This is a genomic window from Pseudoalteromonas sp. G4 (assembly GCF_028875915.1).
GTDB lineage: Bacteria > Pseudomonadota > Gammaproteobacteria > Enterobacterales > Alteromonadaceae > Pseudoalteromonas.
This window is the reverse complement of sequence record NZ_JAPEHW010000015.1, coordinates 44,760-63,616: the sequence shown is the minus strand read 5'-3', so window position 1 is coordinate 63,616 and position 18,857 is coordinate 44,760. Positions and strand designations below refer to the sequence as shown.

16 protein-coding genes and 1 tRNA gene are annotated in these 18,857 nt (G+C 41.6%); 1 reads left to right on the top strand and 16 read right to left on the bottom strand.

Annotated elements, in window-relative coordinates; all coding sequences use genetic code 11:
- Nucleotides 1–273 precede the first annotated feature (273 nt).
- From ON073_RS07285 to ON073_RS07210, 16 genes are all read right to left on the bottom strand, one after another.
- Nucleotides 274–603, bottom strand: coding sequence for a Na+/H+ antiporter subunit G (locus ON073_RS07285; protein ID WP_274761214.1), 330 nt, complete (start codon nt 601–603; stop codon nt 274–276).
- 5 nt (nt 604–608) lie between these two features.
- Entirely contained in the window at nt 609–878 is a 270-nt protein-coding gene (locus tag ON073_RS07280) for a K+/H+ antiporter subunit F (RefSeq protein WP_274761212.1), read from the bottom strand.
- Nucleotides 872–1,408 carry a Na+/H+ antiporter subunit E gene (locus tag ON073_RS07275; protein ID WP_274761210.1) on the bottom strand — a complete coding sequence of 179 codons (537 nt, stop codon included), beginning with the start codon at nt 1,406–1,408 and terminating at the stop codon, nt 872–874. The genes ON073_RS07280 and ON073_RS07275 overlap by 7 nt, the downstream gene beginning before the upstream one ends.
- Nucleotide 1,409: 1 nt before the next feature.
- Nucleotides 1,410–2,912: a monovalent cation/H+ antiporter subunit D gene (locus ON073_RS07270; protein WP_274761209.1), complete on the bottom strand. Its 1,503-nt coding sequence runs from the start codon at nt 2,910–2,912 to the stop codon at nt 1,410–1,412.
- Nucleotides 2,913–2,917: 5 nt separating this feature from the next.
- On the bottom strand, nt 2,918–3,259 hold the full coding sequence (locus ON073_RS07265) for a Na+/H+ antiporter subunit C (RefSeq protein ID WP_038642118.1): 342 nt from the start codon (nt 3,257–3,259) through the stop codon (nt 2,918–2,920).
- On the bottom strand, nt 3,259–6,051 hold the full coding sequence (locus ON073_RS07260; protein WP_274761208.1) for a monovalent cation/H+ antiporter subunit A: 2,793 nt from the start codon (nt 6,049–6,051) through the stop codon (nt 3,259–3,261). The genes ON073_RS07265 and ON073_RS07260 overlap by 1 nt, the downstream gene beginning before the upstream one ends.
- A 245-nt stretch (nt 6,052–6,296) precedes the next feature.
- Nucleotides 6,297–7,379, bottom strand: coding sequence for a hypothetical protein (locus ON073_RS07255; RefSeq protein ID WP_274761207.1), 1,083 nt, complete (start codon nt 7,377–7,379; stop codon nt 6,297–6,299).
- Entirely contained in the window at nt 7,376–8,278 is a 903-nt protein-coding gene (gene nlpI / locus ON073_RS07250) for a lipoprotein NlpI (protein ID WP_274761205.1), read from the bottom strand. Before nlpI ends, ON073_RS07255 begins: the two co-directional genes overlap by 4 nt.
- A gap of 94 nt (nt 8,279–8,372) precedes the next feature.
- The gene (gene pnp, locus ON073_RS07245; protein WP_274761204.1) at nt 8,373–10,514 is read right to left on the bottom strand and encodes a polyribonucleotide nucleotidyltransferase; all 2,142 of its coding nucleotides are present in this window, start codon (nt 10,512–10,514) and stop codon (nt 8,373–8,375) included.
- 318 nt (nt 10,515–10,832) lie between these two features.
- Nucleotides 10,833–11,099 carry a 30S ribosomal protein S15 gene (gene rpsO, locus ON073_RS07240; protein ID WP_274761203.1) on the bottom strand — a complete coding sequence of 89 codons (267 nt, stop codon included), beginning with the start codon at nt 11,097–11,099 and terminating at the stop codon, nt 10,833–10,835.
- A gap of 117 nt (nt 11,100–11,216) precedes the next feature.
- Entirely contained in the window at nt 11,217–12,161 is a 945-nt protein-coding gene (gene truB / locus ON073_RS07235) for a tRNA pseudouridine(55) synthase TruB (protein WP_274761202.1), read from the bottom strand.
- Nucleotides 12,161–12,559 carry a 30S ribosome-binding factor RbfA gene (gene rbfA / locus ON073_RS07230; protein ID WP_010559789.1) on the bottom strand — a complete coding sequence of 133 codons (399 nt, stop codon included), beginning with the start codon at nt 12,557–12,559 and terminating at the stop codon, nt 12,161–12,163. Before rbfA ends, truB begins: the two co-directional genes overlap by 1 nt.
- A gap of 93 nt (nt 12,560–12,652) precedes the next feature.
- Nucleotides 12,653–15,328, bottom strand: a complete 2,676-nt coding sequence (infB, locus tag ON073_RS07225; RefSeq protein ID WP_274761200.1) for a translation initiation factor IF-2 — start codon at nt 15,326–15,328, stop codon at nt 12,653–12,655.
- Nucleotides 15,329–15,352: 24 nt separating this feature from the next.
- On the bottom strand, nt 15,353–16,852 hold the full coding sequence (gene nusA / locus ON073_RS07220) for a transcription termination factor NusA (RefSeq protein WP_274761199.1): 1,500 nt from the start codon (nt 16,850–16,852) through the stop codon (nt 15,353–15,355).
- 35 nt (nt 16,853–16,887) lie between these two features.
- Complete coding sequence (gene rimP, locus ON073_RS07215) at nt 16,888–17,343, bottom strand: ribosome maturation factor RimP (protein WP_274761198.1); 456 nt, start codon at nt 17,341–17,343, stop codon at nt 16,888–16,890.
- A gap of 221 nt (nt 17,344–17,564) precedes the next feature.
- Nucleotides 17,565–17,641, bottom strand: a tRNA-Met gene (locus tag ON073_RS07210).
- Between the two features lie 376 nt (nt 17,642–18,017).
- On the opposite strand from ON073_RS07210, the gene ON073_RS07205 reads away from it, so the two are divergent.
- Nucleotides 18,018–18,791: a delta-class carbonic anhydrase gene (locus ON073_RS07205; protein ID WP_274761197.1), complete on the top strand. Its 774-nt coding sequence runs from the start codon at nt 18,018–18,020 to the stop codon at nt 18,789–18,791.
- Nucleotides 18,792–18,857: the final 66 nt, after the last annotated feature.

Sequence of the window (18,857 nt, the reverse complement as noted above, 5' to 3'; positions counted from 1 at the left end):
TTTGATTAGGTTTTATACAAGGCAGAGGCTGTGTGGCATAGTTATTCTATGTGAGTCAGCCGATATCACAGTAGAAAACCCAATCAAGCGCTGCCGAATGGTTCTTTGGAGTACACTTTTCTCATTGTTACCTACATGGATATAGGTAAGGGGCGAGAGCAGGACGCGGTAGCTTTGCACGATATTCGCTTAGATTACTAGGCCACACATCGAGCGCCGCGAAAAAAGCACGCTGAAAAAGAACAAAAATAGAACAGCAATGATCAACTGGCCCTAATCTTCTTCGATGTTTTCGATACCCTTTGTGCCTTTATGCGCTTTCAGTTTGTGATGTATTGCTGTTTTAATCAGCATATAACCACTAATTGGTGCGGTGATCAGCAAGAAAATAGAAATCAAAATCTCTTTCGCACTTGGCTCATTTACAATCGCACTAAAATAGACAATTGACGCTATCAACACACCTGCCATACCCAGCGTTGTCGCTTTAGTTGGACCATGAAGACGCATAAAAAAATCTGGCATACGATTCATTCCAATTGAGCCAATTAGAATAAATACGCCACCTAACAACAATAGTAATGAAACAATAATCTCTGCCATGGTATTTACTCAATAATATCGCCACGTAATAAAAACTTACACACCGCAACGGTGCTCACAAACCCTAGCATTGCAATCAGTAGTGCCGCTTCAAAATAAAGTTCTGAAGCAACCTTAATGCCATACAGCACAATCAGCGCAATGCTGTTTATGTACATGGTATCAAGCGCTAGTATGCGATCGGGTACCGATGGTCCGCGTAATAAGCGCCACAAATTAAGTAACAGCGAAACACCGATCATTGCCGATACAATTAATATAACAGTGCTTAACATTGAAAAATCTCCTTAAGCGGTGCTTCGTAACGACGTTTAATGGTTGCAATCAGCTCTGCTTCATCATCTAAATCAAGTACATGAATAAGTAAATAACGTTCTTTGACCTCTTCACCTTCAACTAAAGACTCTGGGAAAGGATACACTTCAGCGCTAACCGTTCCTGGTGTAAGTGACACAGTACTTGCAAGTAAAGTGATTGGCATTTCATGGGTTAAATCTAGCGGTACCTTTACAAATGCTGGGCGTAATTTTTTAATTGGACCTAAAATCAAAAATGCCACTTGTACATTGGCAGTAACAATATCGTAAAGCACCAGTAAGAAGTGTTTAAGTGCCAGCCACTTACGCATTATTAAAGGCTGAGGCTCTCTAAAGCGCAAAGTAATTAACGGGATCACAGTTGCTAAAATTGCACCTAATACAATATGACCTAGCGAGTAGCTGTTGTTTAATAACAACCATACAAAGAACAATAAAATGCTTCGAAATGGTGTTGGGAATAAACTAAAACGTGCTTCAGTACGCATCTTACTTACCTCCTAACACAGCTTGTTGTAAGCCTGTAATATCAAAAACCTGACTTGCTGCCAGTGTAGTAATTTCACTAATTGGGCCAGCAAAGATGCTCAGTAATGGAGAGCAGAGTAATAAACTTAAAACACCAATAAGTTGGCAAGGTGTCGCTTTAGTTTCTGAAGGTTCTTGACCATTGTGGCGCCAGAAAAGCTGTGAACCTGCTCGCGTTAGGGTCACTAATACAAGTAGCGATACCACTAAATAAACAGACCAAAACCAAGCCGCTTTATCAACGTTTAACGCTTCTTGTAATAACCACACTTTTCCAATAAAACCTGAGAATGGAGGCATACCAACCACAGCTAGTACGAACACGATAAAACTAGTACCCAGTAAAATCGGCTGACCAATAGGTTTTGCCGGCACTAAACGCACCGCTACTTTACCGCGCTGCTTACCAATCACATCGGCTAGTAAGAACAACCCTGCAGTCACTAAGGTTGAATGAATTAAGTAATACAGTGCAGCAGCAATTGCACCTGGCGTGTTAAATGCAATCGCAGCGATAAGTGCTCCAATTGAAATAATCACCAAGTTTGCCACGATCATACGTAGATCTTTACTAGCAAGAACACCAAGAATACCCATTATCAACGTAATGATTGCACCAGGCCACAACCAATCTTGTGCGATATGTGTAGATGCACTGTTTGGTTCAACAAAAATCGTTGGGTAAACACGAATAATGGCGTAAATGCCGACTTTCGTCATAATCGCAAAAAGCGCTGCAACAACTGGCAATGCCGAAGAATATGTGGCTGGTAACCAAAATTGCAGTGGGATCACCGCTGCTTTTAGTGCAAATACAATAAGCAGTAGCATGCCACCAATATTTAACAGTGCACGATCATCACCTGATAACTCGGCAGCTTTAAGCGCCATATCAGCAATATTTAAGGTACCAAGCACTCCGTATAAAATACCTAGCGCAACTAGGAAAACACTTGAACCCACCAAGTTTAAAACAACGTAGTGCAATGCAGATTGGGTTTTGTGTTTATCTGAGCTATGCATTAATAGTGCATAAGATGAAATCAACAATACTTCGAAGAATACAAAGAGATTGAATAGATCTCCTGTCAAAAAGGCACCATTCACCCCTAGCAGTAAAAAGTGTAATAGTGGGTGGAAAAAACTCCCCGCCTCATCATCACCACACAACGAATAAAACACGCAGACCATTGCAAGAAACGAGGTTAATGCCACTAACATTGATGACATTACATCCGCAACTAGCACAATACCAAACGGCGCTTGCCAGTTACCAATGGCGTAAACAAAGATTTCGCCGCTCAATGCATTTTTTAACATGTAAGCACTAACTGCAAACGTTAAAACTGCCATTATGCTCGATACAATTCGGCGCGCTTTAAGGTTTTTCCCCGATGGTGGCAATAATAATAAAATGCCTGACAACATCGGCATTAATACCGGCAAAGATACAAAATGTGGCACGCTTACTACTCCTTGCCTTTAATCTTAGGAAAACGTGCATGAACATGGTCATGCCCCAAGTCCGCACGAGCACGGATAGCTAAAATCACCACAAATGCAGTCATTGCAAAGCCAATTACAATCGCTGTAAGCACCAAAGCCTGTGGTAATGGATCAGCATATTGTGCTGATTCGCCTAACACCGCGGCTTTGTTGCTATGAATACGACCCGATGCAAATAAAAACAAATTCACACCATACGACATCATGGTCAAACCAAGTACCACAGGAAACGTTCTAGCACGTAAAATCAAAAACACGCCACAGGCAAATAACACCCCAACACAAGTTGCATAAAGTACTTCCATTATTTTGGCTCCTTATGTTGGCTTGCTAATGTTAGTTTACCTAAACTTGCTAAAATCATTAAGGTTGCACCTACTACCGTTAAATAAACACCTAAATCAAATGCTATGGCACTTGCTAATTCAATTTTGCCGATAAATGGAATATCGAAATAATCAAACCATGATGTTAAGAATGGTCTATCAAAGAACCAACTACCGATACCTGTAACAAAGGCAATGGCAATACCAGAGGCAATGATTTTTCGGTAATTGATATCTAAACGAGCATAAATCCAGTCTGAGCCTCGAGCGATATATTGCAAAATCATCGCTATCGCGGTGACAAGGCCCGCAATAAAACCACCACCTGGCAAATTATGACCACGAAGGAAAATATACACACTCACCATAAGCGCAAGTGGTAATAGTGCTTGTGAAATACTTGCAAGCAACATTGGATAGCGCTCGATAGCCCAAGGGCGACCTTCACCATCACTGGCTGGCATAAAGAGTGGCAAATTGAGAAGTAGTTTATAAATACCTAGTGCAGCAATACCTAACACGGTAATTTCACCTAAAGTATCAAAACCACGGAAATCAACCAAAATAACGTTAACTACGTTAGTACCACCACCACCAATTTTCGCGTTTTCAACAAAGAACTGTGAAATTGAATTAAGTGGACGGGTCATAATTGCATAACAAATAGAGCCAATAATTACCCCCACCGCTGACGCAATACCCACATCGCGAACAAGGCGCAACGAGGTAGACTCTTTCGGTGTACGATGAGGTAAGAAAAACAGTGCAAGCATCAGTAGTACAATCGTAACAACTTCAACTGTTAACTGCGTTAGTGCTAAATCAGGTGCAGAAAAACGAGTAAACGCCACTGATACCATCAAACCTACAATTGATATCATCAGCAATGATGTCATTCGTGAGCGATGACAAATCACGGTTGCAACTGCCCCTACAATCAATAGACCTGCACCAATCACATTATGCGGATCTAGTGGTTGTAAAGGTTGGTCACCAGCTAATTCAAGCATGTCAAATAGTGGAATACCTGCAAATATAAGCACAGTAACTAATAGCCATGCTATATAGCGCTGTAATGAACCTGTTTCCATGCGAAACATAATTTTTTCAGATAGTGCTGCAATTTGGTCAAGACCGTTTAAAAATGCTTTTTTAGGATCTATCTCAGGCAATGATGCATTAAACTGGAATAAATACTTTCGTTGCCAATAAATTAGCAAACCTATTGTAACCGCTAAGAAACTCATTAATAGGGGTAAATTCAAACCATGCCAAATCGCAAGGCTGTATTGAGGCAAGCTGCCATCGCCGACTACCGCTAACGATGCACTTGCCAAAATTGAGTCCACTGCGAAATTCGGGAACATACCCACAATGATACAAAGGGCAACCAGCACCTCTACTGGAACGCGCATATATCGTGGCGGTTCATGAATATCCTTTTTAATGCCTATCGGTTCACCATTAAAGAAAACGTCATGAATAAAACGCATTGAATATGCCACCGAGAAAGCACCTGCTAACGTTGCAAGCACAGGGATTAACCAAGACATTGAACCAAGAACATGTTGATGCAGTGTCTCAGCAAAGAACATCTCTTTTGATAAGAAACCATTTAACAGCGGTACACCAGCCATTGACGCAGCTGCCACCATAGCGAGCGTTGCTGTATAAGGTAAATACTTCCATAAACCATTTAGCTTTCGCATATCGCGCGAACCTGTTTCATGGTCAATAATACCGGTTGCCATAAATAACGAAGCTTTAAATGTCGCGTGGTTAATAATATGGAAAATCGCTGCCACTGCGGCCAATTCAGTATCTAGACCAAATAACAAGGTTATTAAACCTAAGTGCGAAATTGTTGAATAAGCCAGCAAGCCTTTTAAGTCATGCTTAAATAGCGCTACGTAAGCGCCTACAATTAAGGTTGTTAAACCCGTTAACGTCACTATCGCAAACCACAGTTCAGTACCCGATAATGCAGGATAAAAACGCGCCAGTAAGAAGATACCCGCTTTAACCATAGTAGCTGAGTGTAAATACGCACTTACCGGTGTAGGTGCAGCCATTGCATGCGGTAACCAAAAGTGGAATGGGAACTGAGCTGATTTGGTAAATGCGCCTAACAAAATCAAAATAAGCGTTACCGGATAAAGTGCATGCTCTTTAATAATGTGGCCATTATTTAAAATATCATCAAGATTATAACTGCCAACTATGTTGCCAAGTAAAATTAAACCACCTAGCAGCGCAAGGCCACCACCACCGGTAATAGTCAGCGCCATGCGCGCACCTTGACGCGCTTCTGATGTATGCCACCAATAGCTAATTAACAAAAATGAGCTAATGCTGGTAAGTTCCCAGAACACCCACATTTGAATAACGTTGTTAGACAGCACAATGCCAAGCATTGCAGTCATAAACAACATTAAGAAAGTATAAAAGCGCGCCATATTATCATTACTGCTTAAGTAATAACGGGCATACAGAATAATTAAAAGGCCAATGCCTAAAATCATTAAGCAGAATAATAATGCGAGGCCATCAAGCCTAAAACTAATATTAATCCCAAGCAGTGGGATCCATTGCACACTTTCGCGGATGACATTGCCATCCAAAACACTCGCAGTGTGATAGAGAACGATGGCGAGCGCTACAACTGGAAATATCGCAATCGCTAATGCAGCATTTGTACGAGAAAGTTTATTCGTCGTCGCTGCAAATAAGCTGCCTAACAGGGATAACACAGGTATCCACATTAATGACATAGTTTTATCCTTTGGCTTTTCCCTATTTTTACAACAAGGTTAAAGCATGAGTTATGCTAGCAAGTAAGTTGCGTAGCCGCGCATGATTGCGCTATGCATACATTCTTCTATTTATACTTTAGAAACGACTATCATGTCTAGATTAAGCGTATGTAATTGAACACAAAACGAGCCATTTCATGGTTTTAATAAATATAGTGTAAATAGTGAATAAAGACTATTGAAAAACCGTGTAAATCTATTAACTACAAGTTGTTACCGTTTAGCATTGCTTGTGTTAACCAGGTTTTATACAAATTCGGTAATGGTAAGTCTAACAACTCTAAATTTGACGTTATTGAAACGGGTTTATATGCCTGCCCTTTTGCATTATCGCAGGTATTTGTTTTATACCAATCTTGCCCATCAAAAGAAATTCGCTCTGCTGCATTATCTGGATTTGGCAATACCACAATGTTTTTGGCAATTCGCGTTTTCTTCTCAACATTACACACACGCTGAGCCAGCGCTTTTTTTAGCGGGTATTCGTCTATAAAGCCATATAAGTGCATTAATTCATGCAGTAATACACGCTCTGATTGCAAGTAACTCATATGCAGCTGATTTGCAAAGGCATTAGCAATCCCCTGTTTACTAAAGAAGGCTAATTTATCGTAAGAAAAACGCTCTAATACCATATTGTTGGTTAACACGCAGCGAATACGTGTTTTAGGGTTATTTGAGCATTTAATCTTTGTCGCATCAAAATAAACTGGTTCACTTAAACATATTGGTAAATCAAACGTTATCTCAAAGCGTTTTTTAAGCGCTTTAACGTGATTAAAACTGCTTAAATCGCTAACCACTAGCATTACTTTTTCAGCACAGTTTTTTGATGTGTAAATTAAGGATGCTTCACGCGCTGTGTCTCCAATCGCCTGTCTTAACGACATTGCTGCTTCAGTGTGTAATTGTTCGGGTAGTGACCAAGGAAGCTTCTGAATTTCTGGCCATTGGCCTGTTGATTTTAAGTAATCTTCAAGCTTTCGTTTTGCAAGCGTCGAGCTATTTTTACCCGCAGCTAATAAGGTGCTTTGGTAGAGGCTTGCATTTTCAATAAAGGCTTGTGCTAATAAAGCCTCTGCATCTGGGTTGTTAAAATTAGCATACACTCGAAGGTGATCAGTTGAGTCACGAAAGTTAACAACATCGGGCAAAATTGCAAAGTGAGCTAAGGTAGCATAAAGCTGGCTTGGATAAGCAGAAAACGCCTGTAATAGGCGTTTTTCATTAAAACAGTAACTTGATGAAAGTAAGCTACTTAAAACAACAACAATTAACCACTTCACTGGACTTCGTCAGGTGTTTGATCATCGCTATAAAGTAAACGTAATTCTAATCGTGCATATTTATATTCAACAAACTCATAAACGTTAGTAGCCATTGCTAAATTAAAATAGTCTTCAGCTTTTAAAGGCTTATTTTCAGATACCGCATCTTTAGCAAGGTAGAAATAAGCTTCGCAAAGACGCTCAAGGTATTCACGATGACTGGTTAAATCTTTTTGCAGATTAAGCAATAAATCACGCTCAGAAAGCTCGCCTAAAAAGTACTGCACCAATTGATAAGACCAACGCGTTTGATCAAGTTCAACTGCATGTTGCTTTAATTCATTATATGCACGCTCTGCATCTACTTTACGCGTTGCTAAATAAACCCATACTGCACGGTAAGAGTCGGTTTTATCTGCTGCGAGGAATTTCTTTAAATCATGTTCAGCGAGATCGGGACGCGAACCGTAATAAAGTGCAATACCACGGTTAAGATAGGCATATTGATGGTCGGGCAGCAATTCGATTACCGCATCAAAACTTTCATATGCTTGGTTATATTGCATGCTTAACGTGTAATAAATACCTGTAAAGTTATACACTTCAGCAAAATCAGGTTTTAGTTTTAAGGCGTAGTTAAAATCAAGGCGAGCTAGCGTTGATAAACCAACACTATCATATAAGGCGCCACGTTTATGATGCAAACCAGCTCGTTGCTCAGTGGTGATATCAACATTATTTAGTGCTTGATTGATACGGGCAATTTCCAACTCTTTACGAAAGTCATGTTGCAATGGGCCTGCAAATGGAACGTTTACAACCGGGTGATCTCCCGTTTCAGTCTCATTTGTTGCCTGACAACCAACAAGGCTTGCGCCTATCGCTAACGTTGCAAAAAACCGTTTCAATTTATTCACTAAAATCTATCCTTAAAATTTACCTCTTTGCTATTAGAGCATAAAAAAAGGGGCTATACAGCCCCTTTTTTATCGCTAAGTCTATTTAATCGACTTATTCTTCTGATGCTTTTTCTTCAGCATTTGCTTCAGTTGGTGCGTCGTCTTTCTTCATCGCTTCTTTGATGCTTAGACGTACACGGCCTTGGCGGTCAACTTCAAGTACTTTAACTTGTACTTCATCACCTACTTTCAGGTGATCAGCAACGTTGTTTACACGCTCTTCACTGATTTGTGAAATGTGTACTAGGCCATCTTTACCTGGTAATACATTTACAAACGCACCAAAATCAACGATACGAACAACTTTACCTGAGTAGATAGTACCTACTTCAAGTTCTGCTGTTAGTTGCTCAACACGTGCGATTGCAGCGCGTGCGCTTTCACCGTTCGTTGCAGCAATTTTAACTGTACCGTCATCTTCGATTTCGATAGTTGTACCAGTTTCTTCAGTAAGTGCACGGATTGTTGCACCACCTTTACCGATAACATCAGCAATTTTCTTAGGTGGAATGTTTACAACGTAGATACGCGGTGCAAACTCAGAAAGCTCTTCGCTTGGCTTGTCGATTGCTTGATCCATTACAGAAAGAATGTGCATACGAGCCGCTTTTGCTTGGTTAAGCGCGATTTGCATGATTTCTTTGTTGATACCTTCAATCTTGATATCCATTTGTAGTGCAGTTACACCTTCTGATGAACCAGCTACTTTAAAGTCCATATCACCTAAGTGATCTTCATCACCTAAGATGTCAGAAAGAACAACAAAGTCGTCGCCTTCTTTTACTAGACCCATTGCGATACCAGCAACAGATGCTTTAGTTGGTACACCTGCATTCATAAGCGCAAGTGATGTACCACAAACTGACGCCATTGAAGAAGAACCATTTGATTCAGTGATTTCAGAAACCACACGAACTGAGTACGGGAATTCTTCAAGGCTTGGCATTACTGCTGCAATACCACGCTTAGCTAGGTTACCGTGACCGATTTCACGACGCTTAGGTGAACCTACAAAACCAGTTTCACCAACACAGTATGGAGGGAAGTTGTAGTGAAGCATGAAACGATCAGTCTTAGTACCTGTTAGGTCGTCGATCATTTGTGCGTCACGCTCTGTACCAAGTGTTGCTGTTACAAGTGCTTGCGTTTCACCACGAGTGAAGATAGCTGAACCGTGAGTACGTGGAAGTACACCCGTCATTACGTCTAGTGCACGAACCATGTCTGGTTCACGACCATCGATACGCTTTTCGCCAGCAATGATGCGGCCACGTACTATTTTCTTCTCTAGAGAACCGAATAGTTTACCAACTTCTTGCTCGTCTAGTGATTCGTCTTCAGCTAATTCTGCAGTTAATTTTTCAACTACTTCAGCTTTAGCAGCTGAAATCGCTTCTTTACGCGCTACTTTGTCAGTGATTAAGTAAGCCGCGCCTACTTTTTCTTCTGCAATTGCTGCAATCTTATCAGCAAGTGTTACGTTCTTCTCTGGTGCTGTCCAATCCCATGCTGGCTTACCCGCTTCAGCTTGGAATTCTTTGATAGCTTGAATCGCCGCTTGTGATTGCTCGTGGCCGTATACAACCGCGCCAAGCATCACGTCTTCTGAAAGCACTTCAGCTTCTGACTCAACCATCAGTACTGCGTTTTCAGTACCTGCAACAACTAGGTCAAGTTTACTTGTTTCTAGCTCAGTTGCTGATGGGTTAAGTACGTACTGGTCATTGATATAACCAACGCGCGCTGCACCAAGCGGACCATTAAATGGAATACCTGAAATAGCAAGCGCTGCAGATGTACCGATTAATGTTACGATATCTGGCTTGATTTCTGGGTCAATTGAAACAACCGTTGCAATTACTTGTACTTCGTTTACGAAACCGTCTGGGAAAAGTGGGCGGATTGGACGGTCAATTAGACGTGCCGTTAGTGTTTCGCCATCGCTTGGACGACCTTCACGCTTAAGGAAACCACCAGGGATACGACCAGCAGCATACATACGCTCTTGGTAGTTAACTGTTAGTGGGAAGAAATCTTGACCAGGTGCCGCATCACGCTTACCTACTACTGATACAAGTACTGCTGTATCACCGATGCTCGCGATAACTGCAGCATCTGCTTGACGAGCAACTGCACCCGTCTCTAAAGTCACTTCGTGTTGACCAAACTGAAATTTTTTAATAATTGGTTGCATTAAAAAATCCTTTAAAATGTATAACTATTTGAATAACACCAATTACAGTAGGTAATCGTATTTGCAGTTTCAAATACAAAATCGATTAACTACTACAATTGGCATCAGTTTATTTAGTTAAAAAAGGCACAATAAATTCAATGTCTTTTATAACTCGTGCGCTAGTATACTGCATAGCGAGAAAGATGGTAGTCTCGTGTAACAAAAAAGCAGCCTATCGCTTGCTTTTTAACACTCTTAGTAAAAAGTTTTGATGTGTATTAATGAGTTTTAGGCACAAAAAAAGGAGCCGAGGCTCCTTCTTTAGAATCAAAGTGATTAGCGACGTAGGCCAAGCTCTTTGATTAGCGCTGAATAACGCTCAACGTCTTTACGCTTTAGGTAGTCAAGAAGGTTACGACGCTGACTTACTTTGCGAAGAAGACCACGACGTGAGTGGAAATCATGCTTGTGATCTTTGAAGTGACCTTGAAGCTTGTTGATATCAAAAGTTAAAAGTGCAACTTGTACTTCTGGTGAACCTGTATCGCCTTCAGCGCGTGCAAATTTAGCAACGATTTCAGCTTTTTCTTGAATGCTTAGCATTGTTAGACTCCAATAATTTAGTGAGTTAATTAAATAAACTTTAGCCGATCACTAATTCAGCCAAAGCGATTAAGCTGGCGTATTCTACCAGCATTTGAAATTACTACAAGTAATTGTTTACTCGTCAACGTTGGATAAACCCCGTTTCGATTTAAGTTGTCCATCGCTATTGCGTTCGCCAATGCCCATAAAGCGGTTGTCGCTTTGACGGATGACTTTAAACTCACCATCAGGTAGGTTTGGCATGGTTGCCGCTTGACCATGTCTAAACGCTTTCGCCTGACCATCGGTTACCAACACTTCTGTCATGCCATGTAATGCGGTATCCATTGGTAATAATAATGGATCAAGTTTTTCGCTTGGCGTGATGTCATTTGCTTTGGCGTCATCGAGAATCGCTTGTAATTCGTCAAGCGTCATCATTTGTTCAGCCGGATAATGACCCACAGCACTGCGATGAAGCATAATCACATGTGCGCCACAGCCTAGCTGTTCACCTAAATCGTCAACAATAGTGCGAATGTAAGTGCCTTTACTTACATGAGCGGTCATTTGAATTTCGTTATTGTCAAAATCAACTTCGTCTAAGGTTAAACTAAACACGTTAATTTTACGGCATTTACGTGGCACTTCGATGCCTTGTCTTGCGTAGTAATATAAAGGTTTGCCTTCATATTTCAGCGCCGAGTACATCGATGGGTATTGGTCCGATTCGCCTTCAAATGATTTCACCGCATCAACTAACTGCTGCTCAGTGATATTAACTGGCTTAGTTTCAACAATTTCGCCATCTGAATCTGACGTGTCAGTGCGTTCACCTAACTTAGCACGCACCACATAGGTTTTGTCAGTGTCTAACAAAAACTGTGAAAACTTAGTCGCTTCACCAAAACAAATTGGCAACATGCCTGTTGCCAGTGGATCAAGTGCACCGGTATGCCCTGCTTTTTGCGCAAAATAAATGCCTTTGGCAATTTGCAGAGCTTTACTTGATGAAATACCGGTTGGTTTGTTTAACAGTAAAATGCCGTCAATTGCACGACCTTTTTGCCTACGCCCCATTAGTCTTCTTGACCTTCTTGTGGTTCATCGCCACGCTTTTCGTTGTCGTCGCGAATTACTTGGTCAACTAAATTCGAAATGCGCATACCTTCTAATAATGAGGTATCCATTACAAACTTAATTTCAGGCACGATACGTGCGCGAATGCGTTTGCCAAGTAATGAACGAACAAAGCCTTGTGCTTCGCCTAAAATTTTCATGATCAGTTTTGACTTTTCTTCATCGTGATCATTAAGCGTTGTAACAAACACTTTGGCGTACGATAAATCACGTGATACTTCTACTGCGCTCACAGTGATCATACCAAGACGTGGATCTTTTATTTCACGTTGTAAAATAAGTGCCACTTCTTTTTGGATCTGTTGACCCACTCTATCTGTACGAGAAAATTCTCTCATAAACTTTTCTTATTCCTCTTAAATACTATTTGAGAAAATAGCATAAAGGGGGCATAAAGCCCCCAAAGAATTATCTAATTATTGAAGTGAAAGTTACAGGCTACGCTGAACTTCAACAACTTCAAATACTTCGATTTGGTCACCAACTTTAACGTCGTTGTAGTTCTTAACACCGATACCACATTCCATACCGTTACGAACTTCTTGAACGTCATCTTTAAAGCGGCGTAGTGATTCAAGTTCACCTTCGTAGATAACAACGTTATCACGTAGAACACGAATTGGGTTATTGCGCTTAACAAGACCTTCAGTAACCATACAACCAGCGATTGCACCAATTTTAGGAGACTTAAACACGTCTCGTACTTCAGCAAGACCAATGATCTCTTGCTTGAATTCTGGCGCAAGCATACCTGACATTGCTTGCTTAACTTCATCGATAAGGTCATAGATTACGCTGTAGTAACGTAAATCTAGGTTTTCGCTATCGATTACTTTACGTGCTGATACATCGGCACGTACGTTAAAGCCAACAACGATTGCGTTTGAAGCTGCAGCTAGTGTTGCATCAGTTTCAGTGATACCACCAACACCAGTACCAACAATCTTAACTTTAACTTCATCTGTAGAAAGCTTAACAAGTGCATCAGAGATTGCTTCTACTGAACCTTGTACGTCTGCTTTAAGTACTACGTTCACTTCAGACACATCACCTTCGGTCATGTTAGAGAACATGTTTTCAAGCTTCGCTTTTTGTTGACGTGCAAGTTTCACATCACGGAACTTACCTTGACGGTAAAGTGCAACTTCACGTGCTTTACGCTCGTCTTTAACAACTGTTGCTTCGTCACCAGCCGCAGGCACACCTGATAGACCTAAAATCTCAACAGGGATTGACGGACCCGCTTCTTTAATTTCTTTACCATCTTCATCGCGCATCGCACGAACACGGCCGTACTCTAAACCACACAGTACGATATCGCCTTGCTTAAGCGTACCTGATTGAACAAGTACAGAAGCAACAGGACCGCGACCTTTATCTAGACGTGATTCAATCACCACACCAGATGCCATGCCTTCATGAACAGCTGTTAACTCAAGAAGTTCAGCTTGCATTAGAATTGCTTCTAATAGTTCGTCAACACCAGTACCTACTTTCGCAGAGATATGAACAAACTGTACATCACCACCCCAGTCTTCTGGGATTACGTCGTGCTGAGAAAGCTCATTCTTAACGCGATCTGGATCTGCGCCTTCTTTATCGATTTTGTTCACTGCAACAATCAGTGGTACTTCAGCTGCTTTCGCGTGCTGTACCGCTTCGATTGTCTGTGGCATTACACCGTCGTCTGCTGCAACTACAAGTACTACGATATCCGTTGCTTTCGCACCACGTGCACGCATTGAAGTAAACGCTGCGTGACCCGGAGTATCTAGGAAAGTGATCATACCGTTGTCTGTTTCAACATGATATGCACCAATGTGCTGTGTAATACCACCGGCTTCACCGTCTACTACGTTCTTAGAACGGATGTAGTCAAGTGTTGATGTTTTACCATGGTCAACGTGACCCATAACAGTAACAACTGGTGCACGTGGCGCTTGCTCACCTTCTGCACCACGATCTGAAAGTACTTTCTCTTCCAGCTCGTTTTCTTTAACCAATACAACTTTATGACCCATTTCTTCAGCAACAAGTGATGCTGTTTCTTGGTCTAGTACTTGGTTAATTGTTACCATTTCGCCCATTTTCATCATGGTCTTGATAACTTCAGTACCTTTAACCGCCATACGAGAAGCAAGTTCAGCTACCGTGATTGTTTCGCTGATGCGAACGTCACGCGTTACTTCTTGTGTTGGTTTTTGGAAACCGTGCTGCAATGACTGAGGTGCTTTTAGCTTGCCTTTCTTAGCAGCTTTACCTTTACCACGAGGTGCAGGTACTTCCTCTTTTTTCTTTTTCTTCTTGCCTTGACGACGTGCAGTCTGCTCTTCTTTCATATCAGACTCGTCTTCAGCAAGACGTGCAGCTTCTGAAGAAGTGCTGTGGTAATCAGCCGTTTCTTCACGACGTTTACGCTCTTCTTCTTCCGCTTTCCAACGTGCTTCGTTTTCTTCCGCTAAGCGCTTAGCTTCTTCTTCAGCACGCTTTGCTTCTTCTTCCACTTTACGCTTCGCTGCTTCTTCCGCTTCACGCTTAAGACGCTCTTCTTCTGCTTTTTCTTCAGCAGTTAGTTTTGGTGCTGGTGCTTCAGCAGTTAGTTTTGGTGCTGGTGCTTCAGCTGGTTTCGCTTTCGCTTCAGTTGCCGCTTTTTGTTTCGCCGCTTCTTTTGCTTTTTGCTCAGCTTCTTGCTTTGCTTTAAGTTCAGCTTCTTGCTTCGCTTTTAACTCTGCTTCTTGCTGTGCTTTTTGCTCGGCTTCAATACGTGCCTGCTCTGCTGCTTGCTCAGCCGCTTGCTCTTCAAGTGCACTCTTCTTCACGTAAGTGCGCTTTTTACGTACTTCAACTTGTACAGATTTCGCTTTACCCGAACCACTTGGCACACTTAATGTGCTTTTGCTTTTACGTTGTAGCGTCATGCGCGTTGGTGCGCTTGTACCTTCGCCACCATGTGCACGGCTTAAATGATCTAATAACTGTGCTTTTTCATCTTCAGTTACTTGATCTGACGGAGATTTCTCAATTCCAGCGTCTTTAAACTGTTGTACTAGCTTATCAACAGTTGTACCTATGTCGCTGGCGAGTTTATCAATACTTACTTCTGCCATTATTTACCTTACCTCCGTCAATAATTATTCGTCGCCAAACCAGCAAATGTTACGTGCAGCCATGATTAGCTCACCCGCTTGTTCTTCGCTTAGTTCAGTAATGTCTACAAGTTCGTCCACACCTTGCTCTGCAAGATCTTCAAGGGTAACTACACCTTTGCTCGCCATTACAAATGCGAGGTGACGATCTAAGCCCTCTAGGCCTAGTAAGTCTTCTGCAGGTTCTGCACCTTCTAAAGACTCTTCTGTTTTAAGTGCTTGCGTAGTTAATGCCGCTTTAGCACGTTCGCGTAGTTCTTCCACTGTCGCTTCATCTAGACCTTGGATTTCAAGGAATTCAGCTACAGGTACGTAAGCAACTTCTTCAAGTGAAGAGAAGCCCTCTTGAATTAAGAACTGAGCGAAGTCATCATCAATATCCAGACCTTCAGTGAATAATGAGATCAGCTTGTCTGACTCTTCTTCACTTTTCTTCTGCATATCTTCAACAGTCATCACGTTTAGTTCCCAACCAGTTAGTTGGCTTGCTAAACGTACGTTTTGACCATTTCGACCAATCGCTTGCGCTAGGTTATCCGCTTCTACTGCGATATCCATTGAACGCGAATCTTCATCAACAACAATTGACGCTACTTCTGCAGGTGCCATTGCGTTAATTACATATTGCGCTGGGTTATCATCATAAAGCACGATATCAATACGTTCGTTTGAAAGCTCAGTTGATACGGCTTGTACTCGTGCACCACGCATACCCACACACGCACCTACTGGATCAATACGCTTGTCATTTGACTTAACCGCAATCTTTGCACGCGAACCTGGATCACGCGCAGCTGATTTGATTTCAATCATCTCTTCGCCAATCTCTGGCACTTCGATGCGGAAAAGTTCAATAAGCATGTCAGGCTTAGAACGTGTCACAAATAATTGTGCGCCACGTGCTTCTGGCTTAACTGAATATAATAAACCACGTACACGGTCACCCGGACGGTGATTTTCACGTGGTAGCATATCATCACGATAAATAACCGCTTCAGCGTTATTACCTAAATCAAGTACGATTGCATCACGTGTTGCTTTTTTAACAACACCTGTGATCATCTCACCTTCTTGATCTTTATATGCTTCAACTACAAGTGCGCGCTCAGCTTCACGTACCTTTTGTACAATTACTTGCTTCGCAGTTTGTGTTGTAATACGGTCAAATTTAACTGACTCAATTTGTTCTTCAACAAAATCACCAAGCTGGATTTCAGGTTCATCTACCTGCGCAGCTTCAAGTGTGATTTCACGGAATGGGTGCTCTAAGCTACCGTCTTCTTGAGGTTCAACTACCATCCAACGACGGAACGTGTCGTACTCACCTGTTTTTTGGTCGATACTTACACGTACATCAATATCACCTTCGTGCTTTTTCTTTGTCGCTGTCGCTAGTGCGAACTCTAGTGCTTCAAAAATTTTATCTCGTGGTACTGCTTTTTCATTCGAAACAGCTTCTGCCACCAAAAGTATTTCTTTTGCCATCTTCTTGCCTCGCTTGCCCTATTCCTTTCGCACGATTAAAACTTAGCGATGATGTTCGCTTTTTCAACATTCGAAAGCATGATCATAAATTCTGCACCATCGATGTTAAGCGTAATCATATCGCCATTAACCTGAGTTAAGTCGCCTTTGAAATTACGGCGACCATCTTGTGGAAGTTTGGTACGTAAGCGTACTTCTTCACCTGTGGCTTTAACAAAGTGTTCTGGTTTAAATAATGGTCTGTCAATGCCCGGAGAAGAAACTTCCAAGTTATATTCATTCGTTATCGGATCTTCAACGTCTAAGATAGCGCTAATTTGTCTGCTGACATCGGCACAGTTATCTACATTAACGCCGTTTTCATGATCGATATACACGCGCAGCGTCGAATTGCGGCCCGCTTGCGCTAACTCTAAGCCCAATAATTCAAAGCCCATATCCTCAATGGTAGGCTCAAACATCGCTATTAAATCTTGTTCGAGTTTAGTCACAACATCTCTCCATACAAACAAAAAAAGGGCATATGCCCCAACTTCTAGCGTTTCAGATACAACAACGCCCCGAACCAAGCGGGGCGTCACATCAAAAACTAATCTGTGTGGCCGTCGGCCAAGCTTGGTGCGGGTCGAAAACCAAATTAGGCAAATACACTTTGCCTAAACGCAAAACGCGCATTAAGTAATGCGCGCAAGTTACAAAAGTAACAGGGTGTTGGTTGCGGGAGCCGGATTTGAACCGACGACCTTCGGGTTATGAGCCCGACGAGCTACCAGGCTGCTCCATCCCGCGCCAATCAAGTAAAGTTTAATGTCGTTTACCTTCGACAGTGACATTGATAAAGAAAGTTTGTAATTCAAACAATCTGTGAATCGTCACATTTACTTGTGAGACGCGCTGAGCGCGACCAAAAATATGCAGAGGATTATAAGCCCCTATAAGGCAATAAGCAACCTCTTATCAAGCTTTTATTGTTGCGATAATGTTAAATAAAAAACAATTAAAAAAATCATTAAATTCACAATAAGCCATTTCAGCCATGGTACACTCGCGCTCCCCTGAAAAGACAATACGTAAAGACGTCAATATTACGCACAGCTTATAAAACATGAGCTGTTGTGCGTTTGGCTAATTTTGCGTGCTTCTACATTTTTAAGGGAAACTAAATATGATTAAAAAAGCACTTCTTCCTGCATTAGCACTTGGTTTTAGCGCAGCTGCAATCGCAGACACATGTGAAGGCTTTGGTCCACAAACGCCTCGTGACATTGATAACCTGCTTGGTGAGAACAAAGTTGTATTCAGCAAAGCGCCAACAAAAGAACAACTTAATTTATGTAATATCCACTTCCACAAAAATGCCGAACACAAAGCGAAGGATTTTTCAATGTTCGCAGGTGATGGTAAATATGGCGGTTACCAATGTAATATCTCTGAGTCATTAAGTGCGGCTGAATTAAAAGCACCAAAAGGGCCTATCTGTAAAGGTTTAAAACCAGGTGACACCATTGAAGTACACTGGGTACATACATCATGTGATGTTAAACCAGGTAAAGGGTTAGGCTCATGCTTAAGTGAAAAATGTGCAAACCCAGATTTGCGCGTAGAGACTCAAGTATTTACTTTAGTAAATGATAACGATGCGTTAGATTTTAACGACTTAAGCTACAACGGCAATGTAGTAAATGGTTATCATCAAGCAAAGCACATCCCAAATAACACAGGTGCACCGGTTGAGTTTTTAGGTTCAACTACAGGTCCAAGCTTTACTGAAAAATCATGTTCTCCACTTCAAGTTACATGGAATGTACGTCCACAGTGTGCAAAGCTAAACATTAATACTATTGGTAAATGGTGTGAAGCAAACGTATTTGAAGAAGACCATGCGCATGGCGTACGCCAGTTAGTAACTAACCCAAAGTTATTAGCGCCAATTAATTAGAAATCTTTACTTACATTTAAATCTTAAAGGGTAATTTAATTACCCTTTTTTCTGCTTGACTTCATA

Excerpts from the sequence above, each read along its gene's own strand:
- ON073_RS07285 (WP_274761214.1), bottom strand. The coding sequence starts at position 603 with ATGGCAGAGATTATTGTTTCATTACTATTGTTGTTAGGTGGCGTATTT.
- ON073_RS07280 (WP_274761212.1), bottom strand. The coding sequence starts at position 878 with ATGTTAAGCACTGTTATATTAATTGTATCGGCAATGATCGGTGTTTCG.
- ON073_RS07275 (WP_274761210.1), bottom strand. The coding sequence starts at position 1,408 with ATGCGTACTGAAGCACGTTTTAGTTTATTCCCAACACCATTTCGAAGC.
- ON073_RS07265 (WP_038642118.1), bottom strand. The coding sequence starts at position 3,259 with ATGGAAGTACTTTATGCAACTTGTGTTGGGGTGTTATTTGCCTGTGGC.
- ON073_RS07260 (WP_274761208.1), bottom strand. The coding sequence starts at position 6,051 with ATGTCATTAATGTGGATACCTGTGTTATCCCTGTTAGGCAGCTTATTT.
- pnp (WP_274761204.1), bottom strand. The coding sequence starts at position 10,514 with ATGCAACCAATTATTAAAAAATTTCAGTTTGGTCAACACGAAGTGACT.
- rpsO (WP_274761203.1), bottom strand. The coding sequence starts at position 11,099 with ATGCTAAGCATTCAAGAAAAAGCTGAAATCGTTGCTAAATTTGCACGC.
- truB (WP_274761202.1), bottom strand. The coding sequence starts at position 12,161 with ATGGGGCGTAGGCAAAAAGGTCGTGCAATTGACGGCATTTTACTGTTA.
- rbfA (WP_010559789.1), bottom strand. The coding sequence starts at position 12,559 with ATGAGAGAATTTTCTCGTACAGATAGAGTGGGTCAACAGATCCAAAAA.
- infB (WP_274761200.1), bottom strand. The coding sequence starts at position 15,328 with ATGGCAGAAGTAAGTATTGATAAACTCGCCAGCGACATAGGTACAACT.
- nusA (WP_274761199.1), bottom strand. The coding sequence starts at position 16,852 with ATGGCAAAAGAAATACTTTTGGTGGCAGAAGCTGTTTCGAATGAAAAA.
- ON073_RS07205 (WP_274761197.1), top strand. The coding sequence starts at position 18,018 with ATGATTAAAAAAGCACTTCTTCCTGCATTAGCACTTGGTTTTAGCGCA.